Here is a 22,162-nt window from a genome sequence, read left to right on the forward strand (position 1 = left end):
GTCGGGGCGATGCACCGGTGGGCCGCCCCGAACGGGACAGCCCACCAGTATACGTCCGGTCCGGGATCAGACCCGCAGGTACCGTGCGATCGCGACGTTCGCCGAGACGGCGGCCAGGACGATGCCGACCACGATCAGGATCGGCACGACGATCAGAGCGTCGTCGAGTCCCACGAAGGAGGTCAGCGGGATCCGGTACGCCAGGAACCCCTGCACGAAGACCTGCACGATGGCGACCACCGCGACTCCCGCGAGGATCGAGCCGACCAGCGCGGCGAAGACCCCCTCGAGGATGAACGGGGTCTGGATGAACCGGTTCGAGGCCCCCACGAGCCGCATGATGCCCAGCTCCCGTCTCCGCGAGAACGCCGAGAGGCGGATCGTGGTGGCGATGAGCAGCACGGCCGCGACGAGCATCAGGACGGCGATGCCGATCGCCGTGTAGCTCGCCGCGTTGAGGATCGAGAAGATCTGGTCGAGGTACTGCCGCTGGTCGGTGACGCTCTCGACTCCCGAGACGCTCGACAGGCTCTCCACGATGACGTCCGACTGGGTCGGGTCCTTCAGGTTGATCCAGAAGGTCTGGTTGAGCAGGTCGGGAGTGACGTACTCGGCGACCGGGTTGCCCGCGAACTGCTCCTGGAAGTTCGCGTAGGCCTGGTCGTGGTCCTCGAAGTAGGAGCGGTCGATGTACGGCGCGAGCGTGGCGCCCTCGAGCTGGCCCTGCACCGCGTCGATCTGCTCGGCGGTGGCGTCGGAGCCGCTGCAGTTCGAGCCGCCGGAGGTGGCGGTGCACATGTACACCGCGACCTGCGCCTTGTCGTACCAGAAGTTCTTCATCTGGCCGATCTGCATCTGGAGCAGGATCGCCGTGCCGACGAAGGTGAGGGAGATGAAGGTCACCAGGATCACCGAGACGACCATGGAGACGTTGCGCCGGAGGCCGCTGGCGACCTCCGACCAGATCAGTGCGAATCTCACTTGACGGGTCCTACGTTCTGCTGGTCGTCGCCGGTCTCGTCGCCCTCGCCCGTGTGGGCGCGGAGGCCGAGGCGAGCGGCGAGCGACTCCTCGGGCAGGGCGCCGGTGTCGGCGGGGAGGAAGATCGGACCGGTCTGGCTCTGCAGCTCGACGACGCGCGGGGCGGCGGCGGGCTCGGCGGCCGGCTCCGGCTCGCGCTCCGGCTCGACGGCGGCGGAGCGGCGGCCCTCGGGGACGCGGGGCTGGGCGGCGGTCTGCGAGAGGCGGGCCGGCTCGGGCGGCGGGGCCGGGGCCTCCTGGCGCAGGTCGATCTCGGGGACCTCGGCGGGCGCGAGCTCGCTGTCGATGATCGCCGGGGGCGCGGGCTGCTCGGCGACCGCGTGGTCGTCGGCCGCCACGACCACGACGCCGTCGTGGACGACGGTGATGCTCTCGGTCTGGCCGTAGCCGCCCTGGCTCTCGTCGCGAACGATGCTGCCTGCCGAGAGCTCGATGACGCGGCGCTTCATCTGGTCGACGATGCCGGCCTCGTGGGTCGCCATGATCACGGTCGTGCCGCCCGCGTTGATCCGCTCGAGCAGCGCCATGATGCCGGCGCTCGTGGTCGGGTCGAGGTTGCCCGTGGGCTCGTCGGCCAGCAGGACGGCCGGCTTGTTGACGACGGCGCGGGCGATCGCCACGCGCTGCTGCTCGCCGCCGGAGAGCTCGTGGGGCAGGCGCGACGCCTTGCCCGCGAGGCCCACCATCTTGAGCGTGTCCGGGACGGCCTCCTGGATGTAGCCCTTCGACTTGCCGATCACCTGGAGGCTGAACGCGACGTTGTCGAAGACGGACTTGTTCGGCAGCAGCCGGAAGTCCTGGAACACCACGCCCATGTTGCGGCGGAAGTACGGGACCTTGCGGCTCGAGATCTTGCCGAGGTTCTGCCCGAGCACGTGGATCGACCCGGAGGAGGGGCGTTCCTCCTTGAGGATCAGGCGGAGGCAGCTCGACTTGCCGGAGCCGGAGGCGCCGACGAGGAAGACGAACTCGCCCCGGAGGATCTCGAGATCGATGGCGTTGAGGGCGGGTCTCGTGCCGCCCCGATACTGCTTGGAGACGTTGTCGAAGCGAATCATGTCGGTACGAGGGTAAGCGACGATCCCGAAGAGTCCGCCGAGGGGGCGCGCGGCGCGTCGGTGGGGACGCGCCCGAGCCGCGCTAGGAGGACTTCCGCCAGCGGATCCCGGCGGCGATGAAGCCGTCCAGATCGCCGTCGAACACGTGCGAGGGGTTGCCGACCTCGTGGTCGGTGCGCAGGTCCTTCACCATCTGGTACGGAGCGAGGACGTAGCTGCGCATCTGGTCGCCCCAGCTCGCGGTGATGGTGCCGGCGAGCTCCTTCTTGGTGGCCGCCTCCTGCTCCTTCTGCAGCAGCAGGAGCCGCGACTGGAGCACGCGCATCGCCGCGGCGCGGTTCTGGATCTGGCTCTTCTCGTTCTGCATCGACACGACGGTGCCGGTGGGCAGGTGGGTGAGGCGCACCGCGGAGTCGGTGGTGTTCACCGACTGGCCGCCGGGGCCGGAGGAGCGGAAGACGTCCACTCGGATGTCGTTGTCCGGGATCTCGATCGCCCCGGCCTCCTCCATCAGCGGGATGACCTCGACCGCGGCGAAGGAGGTCTGGCGCTTGCCCGCGGCGCCGAAGGGGCTCATCCGCACGAGGCGGTGGGTGCCTGCCTCGACCGAGAGCGTGCCGAAGGCGTAGGGAGCGTCGATCTGGAAGGTGGCCGACTTGATGCCCGCCTCCTCCGCGTAGCTGGCGTCCATGACGGTCGCCGCGTACTTGTGCTTCTCGGCCCAGCGGAGGTACATGCGCATGAGCATCTCGGCGAAGTCGGAGGCGTCGACGCCGCCCGCTCCCGCGCGGATGGTGACCACGGCGGGGCGGTCGTCGTACTCGCCGTCGAGCAGGGTCTGCACCTCGAGCTCGCCCATGACCTTCTGGAGGGAGGAGAGCTCGGCGATCGCCTCCTGCTCGGACTCGGCGTCCTCGGCCTCGTTCGCCATCTCGACGAGCACCTCGAGGTCGTCCAGGCGCCGGTCGATCGCGGTGATCCGCGCGAGCTCGGACTGGCGGTGGCTGAGGGCGCTGGTCACCTTCTGCGCGTTGGCCGTGTCATCCCACAGGTCGGGGGCGCCGGCCTGCTCGCTGAGCTCGGCGATCTTCGAGCGGAGGCCGTCCACGTCGATGACGGCGCGGATGTCGGCGAAGGTGGAGCGGAGAGCAGTGATCTGCTCGGTGAAGTCGTTGTCCAGCATGGTGCGTCCAGACTACCGGGGGCCGGGGGCCGCCCTCCGGCCCGGGCGTACCCTGGGGACGGTGACCAGCACCGCTCCGCGCCCCTTCCCCGTCGGGCCGCTGCTGCTGTCGACCTTCCTCCCCACCCTCCTCTTCTCCATCGGCGAGGGGGCGATCATCCCCCTCCTGCCGGCCGCGGCCGGCGACCTCGGCGCGACACTGGCTCTGGCGGGCCTCGTGGCCGGGATGATCATGATCGGCGAGCTGGCGGGCGACATCCCCAGCGGCTGGATCGTCTCGCGGATCGGCGAGCGCGGCGCCATGCTCGGAGCCTCGGCCGCGTCGATCCTCGGGCTCGTGGTGTGCCTGCTCTCGACGTCGTGGGTCGGGCTGACGATCGGCGTCTTCGTGATCGGCCTCGCGACCGCGGTCTTCGCGCTGGCGCGCCACGCGTTCATGACGTCGTTCGTCCCGATCACGCACCGCGCCCGCGCGCTCAGCGCCCTCGCCGGGGCATTCCGCGCGGGCTGGCTGATCGGCCCGTTCCTGGCGGCCGGGGTGGTGCACTTCACCGGCTCCGTCGAGTCCGTCTTCTGGGTGCACATCGTCTGCTGCGTGGCGGCGGTCGTGGTCCTGCTGCTCGTGCCCGACCCCGCGACGGTGCTGCGGCGGGCGCAGGCCGCGGCCGACCGCGCCGCTCCGGAGGACGTGGTCGCCGCGGAGGCGTCGGCGACCGTCCCGGAGTCGCCGCAGTCGCTGCTCGGGACGCTGCGCGAGCACCGCGGGGTCCTCGCTCGGATGGGGACCGGCGCCGCCGTGATCGGGGCGCTGCGGGCGAGCCGGACGCTGATCCTCCCCCTCTGGGCGGTGAGCATCGGGCTCGCCGAGACCGACACCGCGATCATCATCGGCATCGCCGGCGCTCTCGACTTCGCCCTCTTCTACGCCGGCGGCCAGCTGATGGACCGCTTCGGCCGGGGCGCCACCGCGATCCCCTCGATGATCGGCCTCGGGCTCGGCCACCTCGCCCTCGCCGCCTCGGTGCTCGCCCTCGATCCGGTGCCCTGGTTCGTCGCCGTGGCCTGCGTGCTCGCGGCCGCGAACGGCATCGGCTCCGGGATCCTGATGACCATCGGCGCCGATCTCGCGCCCCCCGCCGATCCGGCCCCGTTCCTCGGCGCGTTCCGCTTCACCGGCGACGCGGGCAACGCCGCCGCCCCGATCGTCGTGTCGGCGCTCACCGCCCTGATCTCCCTCCCCTTCGCCGCCGTCGTGATGGGGGTGCTCGGTCTGGGCGGAGCGGGGGCGCTCGCCCGCTGGATCCCGCGGTACCTCCCCCGGGCGGCCTCCCGCGGCTGAGGCGCGGGGCCCTCCTCCTACACTGGAGCCCGCACGCGGGAGTGGTGGAATGGCAGACACGCAGGATTTAGGTTCCTGTGCCGAGAGGCGTGAGGGTTCGAGTCCCTCCTTCCGCACGGGATCGGCCGGTACGCTGAGCGCGCTCGCGTGACCGCCGACCGGCCACCGGCCCCCGTCGACTGGAGATCCGTTGAATCACGCCGCCCTCGTCCCCTGGCTCGATCCGGAGACGATCCTGACCTCGTTCGGCCCCTGGGGCGTGCTCGTGGTCTGCCTCATCGTGTTCGCCGAGACCGGACTGCTGATCGGCTTCCTCTTCCCGGGCGACACGCTGCTGATCATCACGGGCCTGCTGGCGCACGAGAACGCCTCGAACGGCGGCCTCGGCGTACCGATCTGGCTCATCTGCCTGGCTGTCGGGTTCTCGGCCTTCGTCGGCGGCGAGGTCGGCTACCTGATCGGGCACAAGGCCGGCCCGCGCATCTTCGAGCGCAAGGAGTCCGGCTTCTTCAGCATCGAGAACGTGAAGCGGACCAACGCGTTCTTCGAGCGCTTCGGCGGCCTCGCCGTGATCCTCGCGCGCTTCGTGCCGATCGTCCGCACCTTCGCGCCGATCGCGGCCGGCGTGGCCCACATGAACTACCGCAAGTACAGCCTCTACAACCTCATCGGCGCCCTGATCTGGGGCAGCGGGGTCACCCTGATCGGGTGGCTGCTCGCCTTCATCCCGCCGGTCGCCGACTTCGTCTCGCACTACATCGACGTGATCCTGATCGGCGCGGTCGTGCTCGCGCTGGTGCCGACGCTGTTCCACTTCTTCCAGCAGCAGCGCAAGGCGAAGCTCGCCGCCGACCCCGAGACCGACTCGACCGAGTCGGCCGCCTACGTGCTCGACGCCGACACCCTGGACGACAAGCACCCGAAGTCCTGACCTCCGCCTCCGCGGGACGCCACTCCGGCACGCCGCACGCCGACAGGCGTGCACCGGAGTGGCATCTCGCGGTGGGATCCCGCCCGGGTCAGAGCCGGGCGGACAGGGCGGCGAGCTCGGCGCGCAGCGCGGTGAAGGCGCGGGCGCGGTGGCTCCGGGCGTTCTTCTGCTCGGGAGCGAGCTCGGCCGCCGTGAGCGCCCCGGCCTCGGGGACGAACACCGGGTCGTAGCCGTGGCCGTTCGCACCGTGCGGGGCCGTCGCGATCGCGCCGTCCCAGCGGCCCTCGACCACCGTCTCCTGCCCGCCGGGGAGCACGGCGTCCGGCACCACGAGGGCGATGGTGCAGCTGAAGTGCGCACCGCGGTGCTCCGCCTTCACGTCGTGCAGCTGCGCCAGGAGGAGCTCGAGGTTGGCCGTCGCGTCGTGCGCGCGTCCCGACCAGCGGGCCGAGAAGATGCCCGGCGCGCCGCCGAGGACGTCGACGCAGATCCCGGAGTCGTCCGCGAGCGCCACGAGGCCGGTGTGCGCCGCCGCCGCGCGCGCCTTGATCAGCGCGTTCTCGGCGAAGCTCACGCCGTCCTCGACGGGCTCGGGTCCGTCGTAGGCGCGGACGCCGACTCCGGGGAGCGCGCCGGCCAGCATGGCGCGGAACTCCTCCACCTTGCCGGCGTTGTGCGTGGCGAGGACGAGGTCCAGGCTCACGCGCCGGGCTCCGCAGCGAGCGCTTCGGCCTGGATGCGGGCGAGGTCGGAGGCACCGGCGACCGCGAGGTCGAGCAGGGCGTCGAGCTCGCGGCGGTCGAACGGGGCCCCCTCGGCGGTGCCCTGCACCTCGACGAACAGGCCGCGTCCGGTGACGACGACGTTCATGTCGGTCTCGGCGCGCACGTCCTCGACGTAGGCCAGGTCGAGCATCGGCACGCCGTCGATGATGCCGACGGACACCGCCGAGAGGCTGTCGATCAGCGGCTGCGCCTTCTGCCCCACGTACTTCTTGCCCCGCGCCCACTCGATCGCGTCGGCCATCGCCACGTAGGCGCCGGTGATCGCCGCGGTGCGGGTGCCGCCGTCGGCCTGGAGGACGTCGCAGTCGATGACGAGGGTGTTCTCGCCGAGCGCCTTCGTGTCGACCACCGCGCGCAGGCTCCGGCCGATCAGCCGCGAGATCTCGTGCGTGCGCCCGCCGACCTTCCCCTTGACCGACTCGCGGTCCATGCGGGAATTGGTGGATCGGGGCAGCATCGCGTACTCGGCGGTGACCCAGCCCTTGCCCTTGCCCTGCAGCCAGCGCGGCACGCCGTTCGTGAAGGAGGCGGTGCAGAGCACCCTGGTGCTCCCGAACGAGACGAGCGCGGAGCCCTCCGCCTGGGTGCTCCAGCCGCGCTCGATCGTCACGGTGCGCAGCTCGTCGGGCGCCCGCCCGTCCTTGCGCGCGGCCTTCGATGCGGTGCTGTCGGTCACTCGGGTCTCCCTCGATCGTGCGGGAGCGCGGCCCGGTCGAGCTCGCGCAGGTTGATGGTGCCGGTCTCGACGAGATCGACGCTCGAGACCTCCGGACCGAGGAAGCGGCGGGCGAGGCGGACGAAGTCGCTCGAGCCCGTCTCCTCCCACCGGTAGGTCGGAGGAGCGGCGGAGGTGCGCTGCAGGCCGTGCGCCACGAGGGTGCGGTAGACGTCGAGCGCGGTCTCCTCGGCGCTCGAGACGAGGCGGACGTCCGGCCCCATCACGTACGCGATGGCACCGCGCAGCAGCGGGTAGTGCGTGCAGCCGAGGACGAGTGTGTCGACCCCCGCGGCCTTGAGCGGCGCGAGGTACTCCTCCGCCACCGCGAGCAGCTCGTCGCTCCAGGTGACGCCCGCCTCGACGAACTCGACGAAGCGCGGGCAGGCGGCGGTGAACAGCTGCAGGTCGGGCGCGGCGACGAAGGCGTCGTCGTAGGCGCGGGAGCGGATCGTCCCGACCGTGCCGATCACGCCGACGCGGCGGTTGCGGGTGTCGCGGACAGCGCTGCGGACGGCGGGCTGGATGACCTCGATCACCGGGATGCCGCGGCCGAGCGTGTAGCGCTCGCGGGCGTCGCGCATCATCGCGGCCGAGGCGGTGTTGCAGGCGATGACGAGCAGCTTGGCGCCCTGGTCGACCAGCGTGTCGAGGGTGTCGAGGGCGTAGGCGCGGACGTCGGCGAGCGGCTTGGGCCCGTAGGGCGAGTGCGCGGTGTCGCCGAGGTAGACGATCGACTCGTTCTGCAGCTGGTCGATCACGGAGCGGGCGACGGTGAGCCCGCCGACTCCGGAGTCGAAGATGCCCAGCGGTGCGTCCGTCACGGAGGAACAGCCTACCCGCGCCCTGCGGCCCGGTCCCGGCCGCACGCCGTTCCCGGGCCCGACGGCGTGCGCAAGCCCCGGCACCCGCGCCTGGGCCGCGCGCTGGCGGCCGTGGAACACTGAGCGGATGGACTCCACGGCCTTCCTCACCGACCGGTACGAGCTCACGATGGTCGAGGGCGCCCTCGGCAGTGGCACCGCCGACCGCCGCTGCATGTTCGAGGTGTTCGCCCGGAGCCTCCCGCCGGGACGCCGCTACGGCGTGCTCGCGGGCACCGGCCGGCTCCTCGAGCTCATCTCGCGCTTCCGCTTCGGCGACGACGAGCTGTCCTGGCTCCGCGAGAACCGCGTGGTCGACTCCCGCACGCTGGACTGGCTCGCCGACTACCGCTTCCGGGGCGACGTCTGGGGCTACCGCGAGGGCGAGGTCTACCTCCCGGGCTCCCCCGTGCTCATCGTCGAGGCGCCCTTCGCCGACGGCGTGCTCCTGGAGACCCTGGTGCTCAGCGTCCTCAACCACGACAGCGCCGTGGCGAGCGCCGCCGCGCGGATGGTCTCGGCCGCCGACGGGCGACCGCTCGCCGAGATGGGCTCGCGCCGCGCCGGTGAGCGGTCCGCCGTCGCGGCGGCTCGCGCCGCCTACATCGCCGGGTTCGGCGCCTCCTCGAACCTGGAGGCGGGCCGCAGCTTCGGCGTGCCCACGATGGGCACCTCCGCGCACTCCTTCACGCTCCTCCACGACTCGGAGGAGGAGGCCTTCCGCGCGCAGGTCGCCGCGCTCGGCCCCGGCACGACCCTCCTGGTGGACACCTACGACGTGACGGCCGCCGTCGACCTGGCGGTCCGCGTCGCCGGCACCGGCCTCGGCGCCGTGCGCATCGACTCCGGGGACCTCCCCCAGCAGGTGGCCGCCGTCCGGCAGCAGCTGGACGCGCTCGGCGCGACCGGCACGCGCATCACCGTCACCAACGACCTCGACGAGTACGGGATCGCCGCGCTCGCGGCCTCACCGGTCGACTCCTACGGCGTCGGCACCTCGGTGGCGACGGGCTCGGGCCACCCGACGGCGGGCATGGTCTACAAGCTGGTCGCGCACGAGGACGACGCGGGCGAGTGGGTCGCGGTGGCGAAGAAGTCGGTCTCGAAGGCGTCGATCGGCGGGCGGAAGGCCGCCGGCCGTCTGCTCTCCGACGACGGGGTCGCCGAGGCCGAGGTCGTGCACGTGGGTGCCGGCCCCGAGGGCGCCGTCGGCGAGGGCGAGCGGGCGCTGCTCGTCCCCCTGATCGAGGACGGGACGATCCGTCCCGAGCACCTCGGCATCGAGGGAGTGGCGGCAGCCCGCGCGCACCACGCGAACGCGGTCCTCGAGCTGCCGATCGACGCGCTCCGGCTCGGCCGCGGCGAGCCCGTCATCCCGACCCGCTACGAGTGAGCGGGTCAGGAGCTCACTTCATCTTCGCGTAGATCTCCTTGCAGGCCGGGCACACCGGGAACTTCTCCGGGTCGCGGCCCGGGAGCCACTTCTTGCCGCAGAGCGCGCGGACCGGCTTGCCGGTGATGGCGCTCTCGAGGATCTTGTCCTTCGGCACGTAGTGGGAGAAGCGCTCGTGGTCGCCCGGCTCGATGGACTCCTGGTTGAGGAGCTCCTCGAGCTCGCGGTCGAGCGTGGCGGTTCCTCCGCCTCCCTCGAGGGGGTCGGTGCTGCTGTTCTGGACGCGCGGAATCATGCCGACGATCCTACGCGCGGAGCCCGGGCCCCCGGCTGTGCGCTCCGGATCGGGCGGCGCTAGTAGCGGCTGGTGAAGGCGACCAGCTCGGTCGCGCGGCGCTCGAACAGCCATCCGCCGAGGAGCACGCCGAGGCCGAAGACGACCACCGCGCTGCCGAAGCCGACGAGGACGGCGTCCCCGGCCGCCTCCTGGTCGACGAAGAGCGCCCGGACGCCGAGCACCACGGCCGGAGCCGAGAGGAGCAGCCCCAGGCCGAACGCCAGGGACTGCGGACCGGCGCCACTGGCTCCGGGGGCCTGGGGCTGCGTGAACGCGCTGTCGCCCGGGCGCGGAGCCGGATAGGCGAGCCGTGCCGAGACGGCGCTGGCGACGCCTGCGGGGACGAGCAGGAGGCAGGTGTTCACGGCGAGCACGACGGGCAGCGCATCGGGGAGCCCCGAGGTCGCGCTGCTGATCAGCGAGCCGAGCACGACGACCGGCACGCCGAGCAGGAGGGTCGGGAAGGCGCGGCCGAGCCGGTCCGACCAGCCGCGGACGCCCGCGGCCACGTGGAGCCAGAACGCCGAGCCGTCGTAGGCGACGTCGTTGTGCAGGAACCAGCCGAGGAACAGCGCGATCAGCGGGACCGGGAGCAGCGAGAGCAGCGGGAAGGGGACGCCGACGACCGCGAGCAGCAGCAGGGCCGCGACCGGCAGCACCGGCACGGCGACGAGCGACGCCTGGTAGCGCGGATCCCGGAGCCAGTAGGTGATGCTGCGCGCCGCGATCGCGCCGGTCCGGGTCGAGCCGAGGACGTCGAACCAGCCCAGCCGGAGGCCGCGCGGCGGCCGGTGCGTGCGCTCGGGGCGCTCCGTCAGCAGGCGGACGACGAGCCACCAGAGCGCGCCCGCCGCGACGAGCGTCGCCAGGGCCAGCAGGAGCGGGCCGAGCGCGTCGCCGGTCCGGGCGGCCGGGGCGATCATCCACGCCGCGCCGAACGGAGTGGCCCCCATCGCCGCGCCCCATCGCTCGAGCACCGGGGTGTCCCCCGTGTCGACCAGCGCGGCGGCGCCGAGGGCTGCGGGACCGCCCAGCATCAGCACCAGGCCGAGGACGGCCAGCAGCTCGCGGGCGGTCCGGGAGGGGACGAGGGCGGCGGAGGCGGCGAGGCCGATCCGCGCGAACAGCGAGGCCGTCGCCACCGCGAGGAGCGGGCCGACCACGGCGAAGGCGCCTGCGCCCGGGACGAGCGGCGCGCTCGCGAGCCCGACCACCAGCAGGGCGAGCGTGGGGACCGAGACGAGGCCGGCCAGGGCGAGCGCCCCGGCGAGGCGGAGCGGCGGAAGGCCGAAGAGGCGGAACGCGCGCGGATCCATCGGGTCGAGCGGGCCGAGCAGGAAGGGCAGCACCAGGAAGCCGACGGAGACGAGGCCGCCGGCGGTCACGAGAGCGCCCGCCGCCGCGTCCGAGGAGCGCAGAGCGCCGATCGCCGCGATCAGCAGGGCCGTCACCGCGACGACCACGAGCACGCCCAGGACGGCGCCGGCCGAGCGCGCGGGCCCGGAGCGGAACGCGCCCAGGAGGACGTCGACCCTCAGCCGGAGAAGTCGTGCAGCCACTGCAGCCCCTCGGCGATCTGCTTGCCGCCCGCGAGCTCGAGGAAGCGCTCCTCCAGCGTCGCGGTGCCGGCGACCTCCGCGACCGTCCCGGAGGCGAGCACGCGCCCGCCGACGATCACGGCCACGTCGTCGCAGACGCGCTCGATGAAGTCGAGCCCGTGGCTGGAGAGGACGACGGTGCCGCCGCCCTCGACGAAGCGGCGCAGCACGGTGATCACGGCGGCCGAGGAGACCGGGTCCACCGACTCGAACGGCTCGTCGAGGACCAGCACGCGCGGGGCGTGGATCATCGCCGCCGCGAGGGCGACCTTCTTCGCCATCCCCGCGGAGTAGTCCGAGATCAGGCGCTCCAGCGCGTCGGAGAGGCGGAGCGCCTCGGCCAGCTCGACCGTGCGCTGCTTCGCCGTGGCGAGGTCGATGCCGCGCAGCGCGGCGGAGTAGGCGAGGAACTGAGCGCCGGTGAGCCGGTCGAACAGCCGGAGACGGTCGGGCAGGACCCCGATCAGCGGCTTCGCGGCCGACGGGTCCTTCCAGACGTCGACGCCGTGCACGAGGACGCGGCCGGTGTCGGGTCGCAGGAGGCCCGTCATCATCGAGAGCGTGGTGGTCTTGCCCGCGCCGTTCGGGCCGATGATCCCGTAGAAGGTCCCCGCGCGGACGGCCAGGTCGATGCGGTCGACCGCCACCGTCCTCCCGAAGGTCCGGGTCAGCTGGTGCAGCTCGAAGACGACGGGCGAGGCGCCGTCCGGATCCGCGGCACCCTCAGCGGGCTCGGCGTTCGTCACGGACGTCATCCGGCTACGGTACCAACTCGCCCGCGGGCCCCCGGCGCCCGCGCCGACACCCGGCGACACGGCGAGAGGTCAACCACCCTGGCCCCGGGGGGCGTGAACTGTACACTAGGTCTCTACCCGAGGAGTCGATCAGATCGAGACGCAGCGGTTAATTCGAGGAGAACACACGATGATGCACACAGGTTCGACGAGCAGCAGCCCCGCCACCGTCGTCATCCTCGCCGCAGGGATGGGCAGCCGGCTCGGCCGCTCCCTCCCCAAGCCGCTCACGCCGCTCAGCGACGGGCGCACGATCATGCAGCAGCAGTTCGACAACATCCACCACGCCTTCGGCACGAAGGTCCCGGTGAGCATCGTCGTCGGCTACAAGCTCGAGCACATCATCGAGGCCTTCCCCTCGGCGACGTTCGTCTACAACGAGCAGTACGACCAGACCAACACCTCCAAGAGCCTCCTCCGCGCGCTGCAGGCGAGCGGGCAGGGCGGCGTGCTCTGGATGAACGGCGACGTCGTCTTCGACCCGCGCATCCTCGACCGGGCGGCCGCGCTGATCGCGAAGGACGTCTCCTTCGTCACCGTCAACACCTCGAAGGTGTCGGACGAGGAGGTCAAGTACACGACGAGCGCCGAGGGCTTCATCCAGGAGCTCTCCAAGACGGTGCGCGGCGGCCTCGGCGAGGCGGTCGGGATCAACTACGTGTCCGCCTCCGACAAGGCCGCGCTGGTGCGCCAGCTCGCCCGGGTCGACGCCCAGGACTACTTCGAGCGTGGCATAGAGTTGGCGATCGAGCAGGACCGCCTGCTCGTCGAGCCGATGGACATCTCCGACCTCTACGCCGTCGAGGTGGACTTCGCCGAGGACCTCGAGCGCGCGAACCTCTTCGTCTGACGCTCCCGGCTCCTCCCCCGGCTCGAGCGGAGCCGACGGGAGGAGTCGCGCAGTGAGCACGGCCGACACCCTCGCGACCGAGACGGCCCTGCGCCACCGGCGCTCCCGGGCCTGGCGCTACCGCCACTCCCTCTGGCTGCTCACCAGGCGCGACCTCACCGTCCGGTACGCCACGAGCGCGCTCGGCTACGTCTGGTCGGTTCTCGACCCGCTCGTCATGTCGGGCATCTACTTCTTCGTCTTCACCGTCGTCTTCCAGCGGACCGTCGGCGAGGATCCGTACATCGTCTTCCTGCTCGCGGGCCTGCTGCCGTGGATGTGGTTCAACCAGGCGACCTCCGACGCGACCCGCGCGTTCCTCCGCGAGGCGAAGCTGGTGCGGTCGACGTCGATCCCGCGGACCATCTGGGTCGGGCGGATCGTGCTCTCGAAGGGCATCGAGTTCGTGGCGAGCCTGCCGGTGCTGGTGCTCTTCGCCGTGATCGCCGGCGCGCACCTGACCTGGGCGGCGCTGCTGTTCCCCGTGGCGATCCTGCTGCAGGCGGTGCTCACGCTCGGCGTGGGTCTGCTGGTGGCTCCGCTCGTGGTGTTCTTCCGCGATCTGGAGCGGGCCGTGAAGCTCGTGCTCCGGTTCCTCTTCTACGCGTCGCCGATCATCTACTCCACGGCCAACCTGCCGGAGCAGATCCGGCCGCTCGCGGCGCTCAACCCGCTCAGCGGGATCTTCGCCCTCTACCGCTCCGCGTTCTTCGAGAGCGAGCTCGACGTCCCGCTCATCCTCGCCTCCGCGGGCATCTCGGTGCTCGTGCTGGCGCTGGGCCTCGTCGTCTTCCGCCGCTCCGAGCGCGCGGTGCTGAAGGAGCTGTGATGGCCGACGCCCCCGTGGTCATCGAATGCCGCGGCCTCGGGATCCGCTTCCGCCGCAACCGGCGGGGCCGCCGCTCCTTCAAGGACCTCTTCGCCGGCCGCTCCCGCCGCTCGCGGCCCGGCGAGTTCTGGGCGCTCCGCGGGCTCGACGTGCAGGTGCGGGCGGGCGAGGCCATCGGTGTCGTCGGCCGGAACGGTCAGGGCAAGTCGACGCTGCTCAAGCTCGTCGCCGGCGTGGTGCTGCCGGACGAGGGCGCGGTGGAGGTGCGCGGGGGCGTCGCTCCGCTCATCGAGATCACCGGCGGCTTCGTGGCCGACCTGAGCGTCCGCGAGAACGTCTACCTGACCGCGGGTCTCCACGGGATGTCCAAGCGCGAGGTCGACGCGCGCTTCGACTCGATCATCGAGTTCGCCGAGATCGGCGACTTCCTCGACACCCCCTACAAGCACCTCTCGAGCGGGATGAAGGTGCGCATCGCCTTCTCCGTCGTGTCGCGGCTCGAGGAGCCGATCATCCTGGTGGACGAGGTGCTCGCGGTCGGCGACAGGGCGTTCCGCGAGAAGTGCTACGCGCGGATCGAGGAGCTGCTCGCCTCCGGCCGCACCCTCTTCTTCGTCTCGCACAACGAGCGCGACCTCCGCCGCTTCTGCACGCGCGGCCTCTACCTGGACAAGGGCCGCCTGGTGCTGGACGCGCCGATCGAGGAGGTGCTCGCGCGTTACGCTGAGGACTACGCGCCGACACCGCGGAGCAGCACGGCACCGGCCGAGGGCCCGCCCGTCCAGGGCACCGTCTCCGACGACTGACCCCTCCCGCACGCGGCGCCCGAGGACGCAGGAGTGCACGACATGGCCCAGAAGGACCGCAAGCGCGAGCGCGCCGTGGAGAGGGCCGGCGAGGTGGAGCAGGCCGACGGCTCCGAGAACGCGCAGCTGGCGAAGCTGCTCGACCGGCTCCTCGCGGTGCAGCGCCCGGCCGTGCTGGCGAACATCCGCCTGCTGCGGCGCCGGCGTCCCGGGGCGACTCCGGAGCAGATCATCACGTCGCTCGAGCGGCAGTACCTCTCGAGCGTGGCCGCGGGAGGCGCGGCGATCGGGGCGACCGCCGTCGTCCCCGGCATCGGCACGGCCGCCTCGGTGGCCCTCTCCGGCGCGGGAGCGGCGGGGTTCCTGGAGGCGAGCGCGCTCTTCGCGCAGTCGGTGACGGAGGTGCACGGGATCCCGCTCGAGGATCCGGACCGCGCGCGGGCCCTCGTGCTCACGCTGATGATGGGCTCCTCCGGCAGCGAGATGGTGCGTCAGGTGGCCGGGCAGGCCGTCGGCGGGGGCAGCGGCCTCAACCAGTACTGGGGCTCCGTGGTCACGAAGGGCCTGCCGTCTTTCCTCGTGGGCGAGCTGGCGGACCGCGCGAAGAAGTCCTTCGCCAAGCACTTCCTCGCCCAGCAGGGCGCGGGCCTGGTCGGCCGGGCGATGCCGTTCGGGATCGGAGCGGCACTGGGCGGCGTCGGCAACGCGATGCTGGGCCGCAAGGTGATCCAGAGCGCGCGCGATGCGTTCGGGCCGGCACCGCAGGCGTTCGGCAACACCCTCGTGCTCGAGCCGACCCGTGCCGAGCGGAAGGCGCTGGCCGCCGCGCCGGCCGAGCCGCTGGCGCTGTTCGTCCGCGACTACGGCGGAACGGGCGAGCGGACGGCGCTCCTCCTCCACGGCCTCGGCTCCGACTCCCGGATCTGGTACGCCCTGGTCCCGACGCTGCACGAGCACGGCTACCGCGTGGTGGCCCCCGATCTCGCCGGTCACGGCGGCTCGCCGGCATCGCCCGCGTACTCGCCGGAGCGCTGGGCGTCGGACGTCCGCGCCTCGGTGCTGCAGACCCCCGACCTCGTCATCGGCCACGGCCTCGGCGCCGTCATCGCCGCCCGGCTCGCCCCCGAGTACGGCGCCGACCGGCTCGTCCTGCTCGACCCCGCGTTCTCGGACGCCCGGGGACTGACGAGCGCGCTCCACCGCGGCGGCTCGGTCGCGCACGTCGAGAAGGGCGACGCCGACTCCCTCCGCCACCGCCACCCGATCTGGACGGACGAGCAGATCGAGCTCGACGTGTCGGCCCACGCGCTCTGGGAGCAGGACTCCGCCGGCGGGCTGACGGCACGGGGTGCGGCCGAGGCCCCCGAGACGTTCCCCGTACCGACGCTCGCCGTGATGCCGGAGGACCCGCTGGGCCACGGCTCGCTGGGCGGCGTCCTCGCCGGCCGCGGCGTCGAGGTGCGGACCGTGCCGGGGGGCGGGGCCTCGATCCTCCGTGAGGACCGCGCGGCGCTGATCGCGGCGCTGGAGGACCGGATCTAGCTCAGGATCTGCTCCAGCTCAGGGCCTGCTCCGCGCGCGATGGTCCGGAGCCGTCGGAGGCGTTCGGTCAGCGTTCCCGAGGCCGGCGCCCGGGCCCGACGAGCGGCATCCCGAGCACGGTGCGGACGAGTCCGCCGCCGTCGCGGTCCTCGGCGATCACACGGAGGCCGGTCTTCTCGGCGACGCGCCTCGAGGCGGCGTTGTCCGGGTGCACGAGCGCCACGAGTCGTCCCGCGAGGCGGTGGGCGAGCGCGAGGTCGCGGCAGGCCGCAGCCTCCTCGGTGGCGTAGCCGCGGCCGTGCAGACCGGCCCGCACGTGGTAGCCGACCTCGAGCTCGATCCCGCCGTCGACGCGCTGCCAGGTCAACCCGCAGTCGCCGACGAACTCGCCGTCGAGGGTCTCGACGATCCACAGCCCGAAGCCGTGCTCGCGGTAGTTGCGCCGGTTCCACTCGATCCAGGCGGCTGCCTGCTCGCGGTCCTTCGGCGCGGGGTAGTACCGCATCACGACCGGGTCGCCGAGCAGGTCCGCCATGTCGGGGAGGTCCTCGGCGGTCATCTCACGGAAGCGCAGCCGGGCGGTGGCGGCGGGGATCATCGGGTCGGGCTGCTCGGCCTGCGACTGCGGAGACGGCGACCGGGACCGTCGTCGAGCGCTCGATCCATCCGGCCGCCGCCCCGCGCCCTACTTCTTCGCCTTGGCGGCGGCCTTCGCGGCCTGCTTGGTGGCGCGGACCTTCGTCAGCGACTCCGGCGACACGATGTCGGCGACCGAGCGGAAGGAGTCCTCCTCGCCGTACGCGCCGGCGGCCTCGCGCCAGCCCTCGCCCGTGAACCCGCGCTGCTTGCCGAGCAGGGCGAGGAAGATCCGCGCCTTCTGCTCGCCGAAGCCGGGCAGCGCCTTCAGGCGGGCGAGCACCGTGCGTCCGTCGGGGTTCTCCCGCGTCCAGAGGGCCGCGGCGTCGCCGTCCCAGTCGTCGACGAGAGCACGGCAGAGGACCTGCACGCGGCCCGCCATGTTCGCCGGGTAGCGGTGGATCGCGGGCGGTGTCCGGCAGAGCTCCGAGAACGCGTCGTCGTCGAATCCGGCGATGGACGCGGCGTCGAAGGAGGCGCCCTCGGCCTCGAGGCGCTCCTCGATCTTGCGGGGCCCGGAGAAGGCCGTCTCCATCGCGACCTGCTGGTCGAGGAGCATCCCGATCAGCAGCGCCAGCGGGTCGCGGCTGAGCAGCGCGTCGGCGTCGGGATCGTCGGTGATGTGCAGGGCGGAGTCGCGGGTCATCCTCCAGGGATACCACGGACGGCCCCGGCGGCGAGCGCGCGGACGGTCCGGTCGACGAGATCCAGCGCCGCAGCGAGCTCGAGGTCTCCGACATGGCCGTAGCCGAGGACCAGCGCCTCGGTCGCAGCCCGTCCCGACAGGGCGTACTCGTGCAGAGTGGCGACGAGCAGTCCCTCCCGGAGCAGCGCGGCCGCGACGGCGTGCGCGTCCAGAGGCGCGGGCAGGGAGAGGACGACGTGCAGACCCCCGTCGAGTCCGCTTGCGCGCCCCCACGGCACCGACTCCCCGAATGCGTGGACCAGCTCACGGCGGTGGGCGTAGCGCCGTCTCGAGCGCGTGAGATGCCTCCGGAACGCCCCGCTCGCCATGAACTGCGCGAGCGCCGCCTGCGTCGGGCCCGAGGCGGAGGCGTCCTTCTCGTCGTCGAGGCCGGCCAGCGCCCCGCGGAGCCAGGACGCCGGCGGAACGGCCAGGTAGGCGATGCGGAGCCACGGCGAGACGGTCTTCGAGAACGACCCGACATGGGCGACTCCGCCGCCGGAGTCGAGCGAGGCGAGCGCGGGCAGCGGGGCGCCGACGTAGCGGAACTCGCTGTCGTAGTCGTCCTCCACCACGAGCAGGGGGCCGGCCGACGCGCGGCGCACCAGCTCCAGGCGCTCGGCGAGCGCGAGCCTGCCGCCGGTCGGGTACTGGTGCGACGGAGTCACGACGACCACGTCCGCGCCGGAGCTCGCGAGAGCGTCGAGGTCGATGCCGTCGCCGCGCACCGGGACGCCGACGACCTCGTGCCCGTCGGCGCGCAGGCGGCGCCGGACGGCCGGGTAGCCGGGGTCCTCGACGGCGACGCGCACCTCGCGTCCGAGCGAGGCCGAGGCGGCGCGGGCCAGGAGCGCGACGGCGCCCGCGGTGCCGCTGGTCACCACCACGTCCGACGCCTGCACGTCGACGCCGCGGGACCGGCGCAGCTGCTCGGCGATCTGCTCCCGCAGGGCCGGGTCCCCGGAACCCCGAGGAGGCGCCGAGGGCGGCGAGGCGAGCGCCAGGCGCCAGGCGGCCCGCCACTCCGGGGTGTCGAGGGCGCGGGTGTCCGGCCGGCCCGGCCTCAGGTCCGCCGCGGCGGGCGGGACGACGGTCTCCCGGGACTCCGGCCGCGGCTCCTGCGGCGCCGGCGCCAGCAGTCCGTCGGAGGCGACCGTCACCGCTGCGCGCGGGTGGGCGACGAGGTAGCCCTCCCCCACCAGCTGATCCACCGCGGCGACGACGGAGCCCCGCGAGACGCCGAGCCGCTCGGCGAGCACGCGGCTCGACGGGATCGGATCGCCCGCCCGGTAGCGCCCGTCCAGCACCGCCTGGCGCAGCGCCTCGGCGAGCCCGGCGCGGACCGAGCCGCGCGGCGACGGCCCGAGGAGGAGCGGGATCTCCAGATCGCCCGACGCCATCGACCGCTCCGCTCTGGACCACTCCGATCGCGGCCCAGTGGCATCCTGGCAGATCCAGTCGGCGCGGGACGATTCCGACATGGACAGCCTCCCCGTCACCGACCGCACCCGCGTCTCCCGTCTCCGCGACCGCCAGCGCACCGATCCCGCCGAGCTGCACGCCCTGCTCGACGAGGCGCTCGTCGCCCACGTCGCCGTCGTGCGGGACGGCGCCGCGATCGTGCTGCCGATCCTCTTCGCCCGCGACGGCGACTCCGTCCTGCTGCACGGGTCGAGCGGCGGAGGACTGCTGCGGGAGGCGGCGCGGCACTCGCTCCTCACCGCCTCAGTCACGCTGGTTGACGGGCTGGTCGTCGCCCGCTCCACCTTCGACAGCTCGATGAACTACCGCTCGGCGATGGTGATCGGCCGGGCCGAGGCGCTGGAGGGAGAGGAGAAGGAGCGAGCCCTCGACCTGCTGGTGGCCCGCCTCCTCCCGGGGCGCGACGAGGAGGTGCGGCCGAGCACCGACCGCGAGATCGCGGCGACGCTGGTGCTGCGCCTCCCCCTGGCCGAGGCGAGCCTGAAGGTGCGCGCGCACGGAGTGGGCGACGAGCCGGAGGCCGGGGTCTGGGCGGGCGTCGTGCCCCTGGTCACCCGCACGCTCGCGCCGGTGCCGGCGGAGGAGGGCGTCGCGGTCCCGGAGTCGGTCCGCCGCTTCAGCGCTGCGGTCGACGGCGCGGTGCCGCCCTGGCGCTGAGCGGACCGGCCGTCGCGGTGCGGTCCGCTACTTGGCGTCCTGACGGGGGAAGACGACCTTCTGCACGACGATGATCACCGAGGCCGCGACCGGGATCGCGACCAGGGCGCCGAGCACGCCCGCGATGGTGCCGCCCGCGACCGCCGCGATCACGACGACCGCACCGGGGACCGAGACGGCCTTGTTCATGATGCGGGGGCTGAGGAGGTACGCCTCGACCTGCATGTAGACGAGGTAGTAGATCGCGGCGACCAGCGCGGTCAGCGGCGAGGCCAGGAGGCAGGCGAGCGAGATGATCACGGCGCCCGAGAGAGTGCCGACCAGCGGGATCAGGGAGCCGAGGAACGCGACGCAGGCCAGCAGCGCCGGCACCGGGGCGCCGATCGAGAGCAGCAGGATGAACGTGAGCACGCCGTTCACGCCGGCGAGCGAGACCTGGCCGACCACGTAGCGGCCCACGGCGCCGGTGATCTCGTCGCCGACCTCGTGCGCCTTCGCGCGGTGCGAGGCGGGGGCGAAGCGGTAGGCGACGGCCTTCATCGAGCGCAGCGACGCGAGGAAGTACAGCGTCAGGATCAGCACGATGACGGCGCCGGTCACGCCGCTGGCGATCCCGGTCCCGACCGCGATCAGTCCGCCGCCGAGCGAGAGCAGGTTGTTGGGGTTGCCGATGAAGCTCTGGACGCTCTCGATCAGCTCGTCGATGTCGATCACGCCGCGCAGCTGCTGCTCGAGGTCGAGCACCCACTGCTGCGAGGCGATGTCGGTGACGATCTGCGGGGCGCTCGTGACGAACATCGTCAGCTGCTCGACCAGGATCGGGATGATGTAGACCAGCAGGCCGGCGAAGATCAGCACCACCGCGGCGAAGACCGCCGTGATCGCGAGCGGCCTCGGCAGGCGCTTGCTCTCGAGCCAGGAGACCAGCGGATCGAGGCCGAGCGCGAAGAACAGCGCCACGAAGATGTAGGTCAGCACCGTGCCCAGCTGCACGACGAGGCCGCCCAGGACGAGCGCCACCAGCACGCCGAGCGCGCCGAACAGGCCGATGCGGAAGGAGCGGATCGTGAAGACCGGCTTCTCCGGGTCGGCGGAGACCACGATGTCCGGCTCGACCACGGGCTGGGCGGGTGCCGACCGGCGCCGGCGGGAGCGGGCGAAGGCGCGCGGGGTCATCATGGGACGAGCGTAGCGGGGCGCCGGGAGGCCGCCCGGCGACCGGGCCGACCCTTGACGCGGCGGTTCGAGCGGTGCTCCCGCCCGCTCAGCCCTCCGGATCGTGGTCGTCGACCGCGCCGTCGCCCCGGTGCAGAGCGGCGTGCCGCTCCCACTCCGCGAGCAGGTGCTCGACCGCCTCGTGGAAGCGCCGCGTGGCCGCTCCGGGCGACGTATCGCCGAAGTAGCGGTGCACCCAGCGCTCCAGCCGCTCGACCGACTCCGGATCGCGCTCGGCGCTGTCGATCCGCGCGATGATCGCGGAGGCGCCCTCGGCGCGCAGCCACTCCGCGTCGCCGAGGTAGCCGCTCTCGTCGACCTGCGCCTCGGCGCTGACGGGCCGGGTGACCAGCAGCGGGCGCCCCGTGGCGAGCCGGTCGTAGACCATCGCCGACACGTCGAGGATCGCGAGGTCGGCGGCGGCGAGCTGCCAGCCGAGCTCGGCACCGGTGTCGTGCACGTGACCGGCTCGCGGATCGGCGGCGTTGGCGGCGGCGATCATCGCGACGATCGCCCGGTCGGCCGCGGCGTAGTCGGAGTCGACCGCGCCGCTGCGGGGATGCGGGCGGTAGACGAGCCGGAACCGCGGGTCGGCCAGGAGCCCGCGCACGAGGGCCGTGCCGTGGCTCCGGATCGAGCCGTAGCCCGCGGCGGGGCGGTCGCCCTCCCAGGTCGGCGCGTAGAGCACCACGCGGCGCTCGTCGGGCGTGAACGGCACGGCGCCGGCGAAGTGGTCCGCCTGAGGACGGCCGATGGCGAGGGCGCGCCTGTCGAAGTCGTAATCCCAGAGCACGCGGCGCAGCCGGGCGAGGGCGGCGTCCCCGGCGATCATGCTGTAGTCGTACGCCTTGAACTGGTTCGTCGTCATGTACATCTTGTCGCTCTCGCCGTGATTGACGAAGACGTGCCAGCGGCGCCCGTAGCGCATCATCTGGAAGTTGCGGGCGTTCTGGTTGACGTAGAGCACGATCCGCAGCGGCTGGCTCGCGATGGTGCTCTCGAGGTCGGCGACGGAGCGGACGTAGGCGACGGGGACCGGGCTCTCGCGCAGCAGCACCTCCGCGGCGCCGGCGTTGCGGCTGAGCAGCACGACCGGGTGCGTCTCCGCCAGCTCGGCCAGCGGCCGGTACCACTGCCGCAGCTGGTACAGGTTGATGTCGCCGTCGGCGAAGTAGACGCCGATCTCGAACCGGCCCTCGGGCAGCGGCCCGCGCTCCGCGAGCAGCCGGGCCACCGCGTGGCGGGCCCGGCGGGCCGCGAGCAGCTCGCCGCCCACCTTCCGCGCGAGTCGCGCGTCGGTGCGGAGGCGGGCGAGGAGGGCGCGGGGAGCGGGAGTCATCCGCCCCAGGGTACCGGCGACGGCCCCCGCGCCGGGGGCCTCGCG

Annotated in this window: 22 protein-coding genes and 1 tRNA gene; 9 read left to right on the forward strand and 14 right to left on the reverse strand. The window is 72.9% G+C overall.

Going from position 1 to position 22,162, the window contains the following annotated elements:
• Positions 1-66: 66 nt before the first annotated feature.
• The 3 genes from ftsX to prfB form a co-directional block, all read right to left on the reverse strand.
• A complete protein-coding gene (gene ftsX / locus C5C59_RS02590) occupies positions 67-981 on the reverse strand; it encodes a permease-like cell division protein FtsX (protein WP_104223559.1) in 915 nt (304 codons plus the stop codon).
• Positions 978-2,099 carry a cell division ATP-binding protein FtsE gene (ftsE, locus tag C5C59_RS02595; RefSeq protein WP_104238164.1) on the reverse strand — a complete coding sequence of 374 codons (1,122 nt, stop codon included), beginning with the start codon at positions 2,097-2,099 and terminating at the stop codon, positions 978-980. Before ftsE ends, ftsX begins: the two co-directional genes overlap by 4 nt.
• A gap of 82 nt (positions 2,100-2,181) precedes the next feature.
• Positions 2,182-3,282, reverse strand: a complete 1,101-nt coding sequence (gene prfB / locus C5C59_RS02600; RefSeq protein WP_104226967.1) for a peptide chain release factor 2 — start codon at positions 3,280-3,282, stop codon at positions 2,182-2,184.
• 61 nt (positions 3,283-3,343) lie between these two features.
• On the opposite strand from prfB, the gene C5C59_RS02605 reads away from it, so the two are divergent.
• The 3 genes from C5C59_RS02605 (at position 3,344) to C5C59_RS02615 (ending at position 5,552) form a co-directional block, all read left to right on the forward strand.
• Complete coding sequence (locus C5C59_RS02605; protein ID WP_258062539.1) at positions 3,344-4,621, forward strand: MFS transporter; 1,278 nt, start codon at positions 3,344-3,346, stop codon at positions 4,619-4,621.
• A gap of 35 nt (positions 4,622-4,656) precedes the next feature.
• A tRNA-Leu gene (locus C5C59_RS02610) sits at positions 4,657-4,737 on the forward strand.
• Positions 4,738-4,811: 74 nt separating this feature from the next.
• Positions 4,812-5,552, forward strand: a complete 741-nt coding sequence (locus C5C59_RS02615) for a DedA family protein (RefSeq protein ID WP_104238166.1) — start codon at positions 4,812-4,814, stop codon at positions 5,550-5,552.
• A gap of 88 nt (positions 5,553-5,640) precedes the next feature.
• On the opposite strand, the gene rdgB is transcribed toward C5C59_RS02615, so the two are convergent.
• From rdgB to murI, 3 genes are read right to left on the reverse strand one after another with little or no spacing between them, the layout of a single operon-like run.
• Positions 5,641-6,255 carry an RdgB/HAM1 family non-canonical purine NTP pyrophosphatase gene (gene rdgB, locus C5C59_RS02620; RefSeq protein WP_104238167.1) on the reverse strand — a complete coding sequence of 205 codons (615 nt, stop codon included), beginning with the start codon at positions 6,253-6,255 and terminating at the stop codon, positions 5,641-5,643.
• On the reverse strand, positions 6,252-7,013 hold the full coding sequence (gene rph / locus C5C59_RS02625) for a ribonuclease PH (protein WP_104238168.1): 762 nt from the start codon (positions 7,011-7,013) through the stop codon (positions 6,252-6,254). Before rph ends, rdgB begins: the two co-directional genes overlap by 4 nt.
• Positions 7,010-7,876: a glutamate racemase gene (gene murI, locus C5C59_RS02630; RefSeq protein WP_104223566.1), complete on the reverse strand. Its 867-nt coding sequence runs from the start codon at positions 7,874-7,876 to the stop codon at positions 7,010-7,012. Before murI ends, rph begins: the two co-directional genes overlap by 4 nt.
• A gap of 127 nt (positions 7,877-8,003) precedes the next feature.
• On the opposite strand from murI, the gene C5C59_RS02635 reads away from it, so the two are divergent.
• A complete protein-coding gene (locus C5C59_RS02635) occupies positions 8,004-9,308 on the forward strand; it encodes a nicotinate phosphoribosyltransferase (RefSeq protein ID WP_104233197.1) in 1,305 nt (434 codons plus the stop codon).
• A 13-nt stretch (positions 9,309-9,321) separates the two neighbouring features.
• Here C5C59_RS02635 and C5C59_RS02640 read toward each other — a convergent pair whose 3' ends face one another.
• Genes C5C59_RS02640 through C5C59_RS02650 form a run of 3 tightly spaced genes read right to left on the reverse strand, consistent with a single transcriptional unit; the run spans position 9,322 to position 11,998 of the window.
• A complete protein-coding gene (locus C5C59_RS02640; RefSeq protein WP_104223568.1) occupies positions 9,322-9,603 on the reverse strand; it encodes a DUF3039 domain-containing protein in 282 nt (93 codons plus the stop codon).
• 59 nt (positions 9,604-9,662) lie between these two features.
• Positions 9,663-11,204 (reverse strand): ABC transporter permease, encoded by a 1,542-nt coding sequence (locus tag C5C59_RS02645; protein ID WP_104238169.1) that lies wholly within the window; start codon positions 11,202-11,204, stop codon positions 9,663-9,665.
• Positions 11,180-11,998, reverse strand: a complete 819-nt coding sequence (locus C5C59_RS02650) for an ABC transporter ATP-binding protein (RefSeq protein WP_104238170.1) — start codon at positions 11,996-11,998, stop codon at positions 11,180-11,182. Before C5C59_RS02650 ends, C5C59_RS02645 begins: the two co-directional genes overlap by 25 nt.
• 172 nt (positions 11,999-12,170) lie before the next feature.
• Between C5C59_RS02650 and C5C59_RS02655 the strand changes: the two genes are divergently transcribed.
• Genes C5C59_RS02655 through C5C59_RS02670 form a run of 4 tightly spaced genes read left to right on the forward strand, consistent with a single transcriptional unit; the run spans position 12,171 to position 16,103 of the window.
• Positions 12,171-12,887, forward strand: a complete 717-nt coding sequence (locus C5C59_RS02655) for an NTP transferase domain-containing protein (RefSeq protein WP_104226983.1) — start codon at positions 12,171-12,173, stop codon at positions 12,885-12,887.
• 52 nt (positions 12,888-12,939) lie between these two features.
• Positions 12,940-13,755, forward strand: coding sequence for an ABC transporter permease (locus C5C59_RS02660; RefSeq protein WP_374953048.1), 816 nt, complete (start codon positions 12,940-12,942; stop codon positions 13,753-13,755).
• On the forward strand, positions 13,755-14,561 hold the full coding sequence (locus C5C59_RS02665; RefSeq protein ID WP_104223571.1) for an ABC transporter ATP-binding protein: 807 nt from the start codon (positions 13,755-13,757) through the stop codon (positions 14,559-14,561). The genes C5C59_RS02660 and C5C59_RS02665 overlap by 1 nt, the downstream gene beginning before the upstream one ends.
• A gap of 42 nt (positions 14,562-14,603) precedes the next feature.
• Positions 14,604-16,103 (forward strand): alpha/beta fold hydrolase, encoded by a 1,500-nt coding sequence (locus C5C59_RS02670; RefSeq protein WP_104238171.1) that lies wholly within the window; start codon positions 14,604-14,606, stop codon positions 16,101-16,103.
• A 67-nt stretch (positions 16,104-16,170) separates the two neighbouring features.
• Here C5C59_RS02670 and C5C59_RS02675 read toward each other — a convergent pair whose 3' ends face one another.
• From C5C59_RS02675 to C5C59_RS02685, 3 genes are all read right to left on the reverse strand, one after another.
• Positions 16,171-16,701, reverse strand: a complete 531-nt coding sequence (locus C5C59_RS02675; protein ID WP_104238172.1) for a GNAT family N-acetyltransferase — start codon at positions 16,699-16,701, stop codon at positions 16,171-16,173.
• A gap of 87 nt (positions 16,702-16,788) precedes the next feature.
• Positions 16,789-17,385 (reverse strand): HhH-GPD-type base excision DNA repair protein, encoded by a 597-nt coding sequence (locus C5C59_RS02680; protein WP_104238173.1) that lies wholly within the window; start codon positions 17,383-17,385, stop codon positions 16,789-16,791.
• A complete protein-coding gene (locus C5C59_RS02685; protein ID WP_181134807.1) occupies positions 17,382-18,824 on the reverse strand; it encodes a PLP-dependent aminotransferase family protein in 1,443 nt (480 codons plus the stop codon). Before C5C59_RS02685 ends, C5C59_RS02680 begins: the two co-directional genes overlap by 4 nt.
• A 79-nt stretch (positions 18,825-18,903) precedes the next feature.
• Here C5C59_RS02685 and C5C59_RS02690 point away from each other — a divergent pair, with 79 nt between their 5' ends.
• Positions 18,904-19,563: a pyridoxamine 5'-phosphate oxidase family protein gene (locus C5C59_RS02690; protein ID WP_104238175.1), complete on the forward strand. Its 660-nt coding sequence runs from the start codon at positions 18,904-18,906 to the stop codon at positions 19,561-19,563.
• A gap of 27 nt (positions 19,564-19,590) precedes the next feature.
• Here C5C59_RS02690 and C5C59_RS02695 read toward each other — a convergent pair whose 3' ends face one another.
• Positions 19,591-20,742 (reverse strand): AI-2E family transporter, encoded by a 1,152-nt coding sequence (locus C5C59_RS02695; RefSeq protein ID WP_258062540.1) that lies wholly within the window; start codon positions 20,740-20,742, stop codon positions 19,591-19,593.
• An 85-nt stretch (positions 20,743-20,827) separates the two neighbouring features.
• Positions 20,828-22,117 (reverse strand): CDP-glycerol glycerophosphotransferase family protein, encoded by a 1,290-nt coding sequence (locus C5C59_RS02700; protein WP_258062541.1) that lies wholly within the window; start codon positions 22,115-22,117, stop codon positions 20,828-20,830.
• Between the last annotated feature and the right edge of the window lie 45 nt (positions 22,118-22,162).

This window comes from Rathayibacter sp. AY1F4 (assembly GCF_002931775.1).
Lineage (GTDB): Bacteria > Actinomycetota > Actinomycetes > Actinomycetales > Microbacteriaceae > Rathayibacter.

Bases quoted from the DNA above. Each gene is read 5' to 3' on its own strand.
- C5C59_RS02650 (WP_104238170.1), bottom strand. From the start codon at position 11,998: ATGACGTCCGTGACGAACGCCGAGCCCGCTGAGGGTGCCGCGGATCCG.
- C5C59_RS02695 (WP_258062540.1), bottom strand. From the start codon at position 20,742: ATGATGACCCCGCGCGCCTTCGCCCGCTCCCGCCGGCGCCGGTCGGCA.
- C5C59_RS02665 (WP_104223571.1), top strand. From the start codon at position 13,755: ATGGCCGACGCCCCCGTGGTCATCGAATGCCGCGGCCTCGGGATCCGC.
- C5C59_RS02700 (WP_258062541.1), bottom strand. From the start codon at position 22,117: ATGACTCCCGCTCCCCGCGCCCTCCTCGCCCGCCTCCGCACCGACGCG.
- ftsE (WP_104238164.1), bottom strand. From the start codon at position 2,099: ATGATTCGCTTCGACAACGTCTCCAAGCAGTATCGGGGCGGCACGAGA.
- C5C59_RS02635 (WP_104233197.1), top strand. From the start codon at position 8,004: ATGGACTCCACGGCCTTCCTCACCGACCGGTACGAGCTCACGATGGTC.
- C5C59_RS02690 (WP_104238175.1), top strand. From the start codon at position 18,904: ATGGACAGCCTCCCCGTCACCGACCGCACCCGCGTCTCCCGTCTCCGC.
- C5C59_RS02675 (WP_104238172.1), bottom strand. From the start codon at position 16,701: ATGATCCCCGCCGCCACCGCCCGGCTGCGCTTCCGTGAGATGACCGCC.
- C5C59_RS02685 (WP_181134807.1), bottom strand. From the start codon at position 18,824: ATGGCGTCGGGCGATCTGGAGATCCCGCTCCTCCTCGGGCCGTCGCCG.
- C5C59_RS02670 (WP_104238171.1), top strand. From the start codon at position 14,604: ATGGCCCAGAAGGACCGCAAGCGCGAGCGCGCCGTGGAGAGGGCCGGC.
- C5C59_RS02655 (WP_104226983.1), top strand. From the start codon at position 12,171: ATGCACACAGGTTCGACGAGCAGCAGCCCCGCCACCGTCGTCATCCTC.
- prfB (WP_104226967.1), bottom strand. From the start codon at position 3,282: ATGCTGGACAACGACTTCACCGAGCAGATCACTGCTCTCCGCTCCACC.
- C5C59_RS02640 (WP_104223568.1), bottom strand. From the start codon at position 9,603: ATGATTCCGCGCGTCCAGAACAGCAGCACCGACCCCCTCGAGGGAGGC.
- C5C59_RS02680 (WP_104238173.1), bottom strand. From the start codon at position 17,385: ATGACCCGCGACTCCGCCCTGCACATCACCGACGATCCCGACGCCGAC.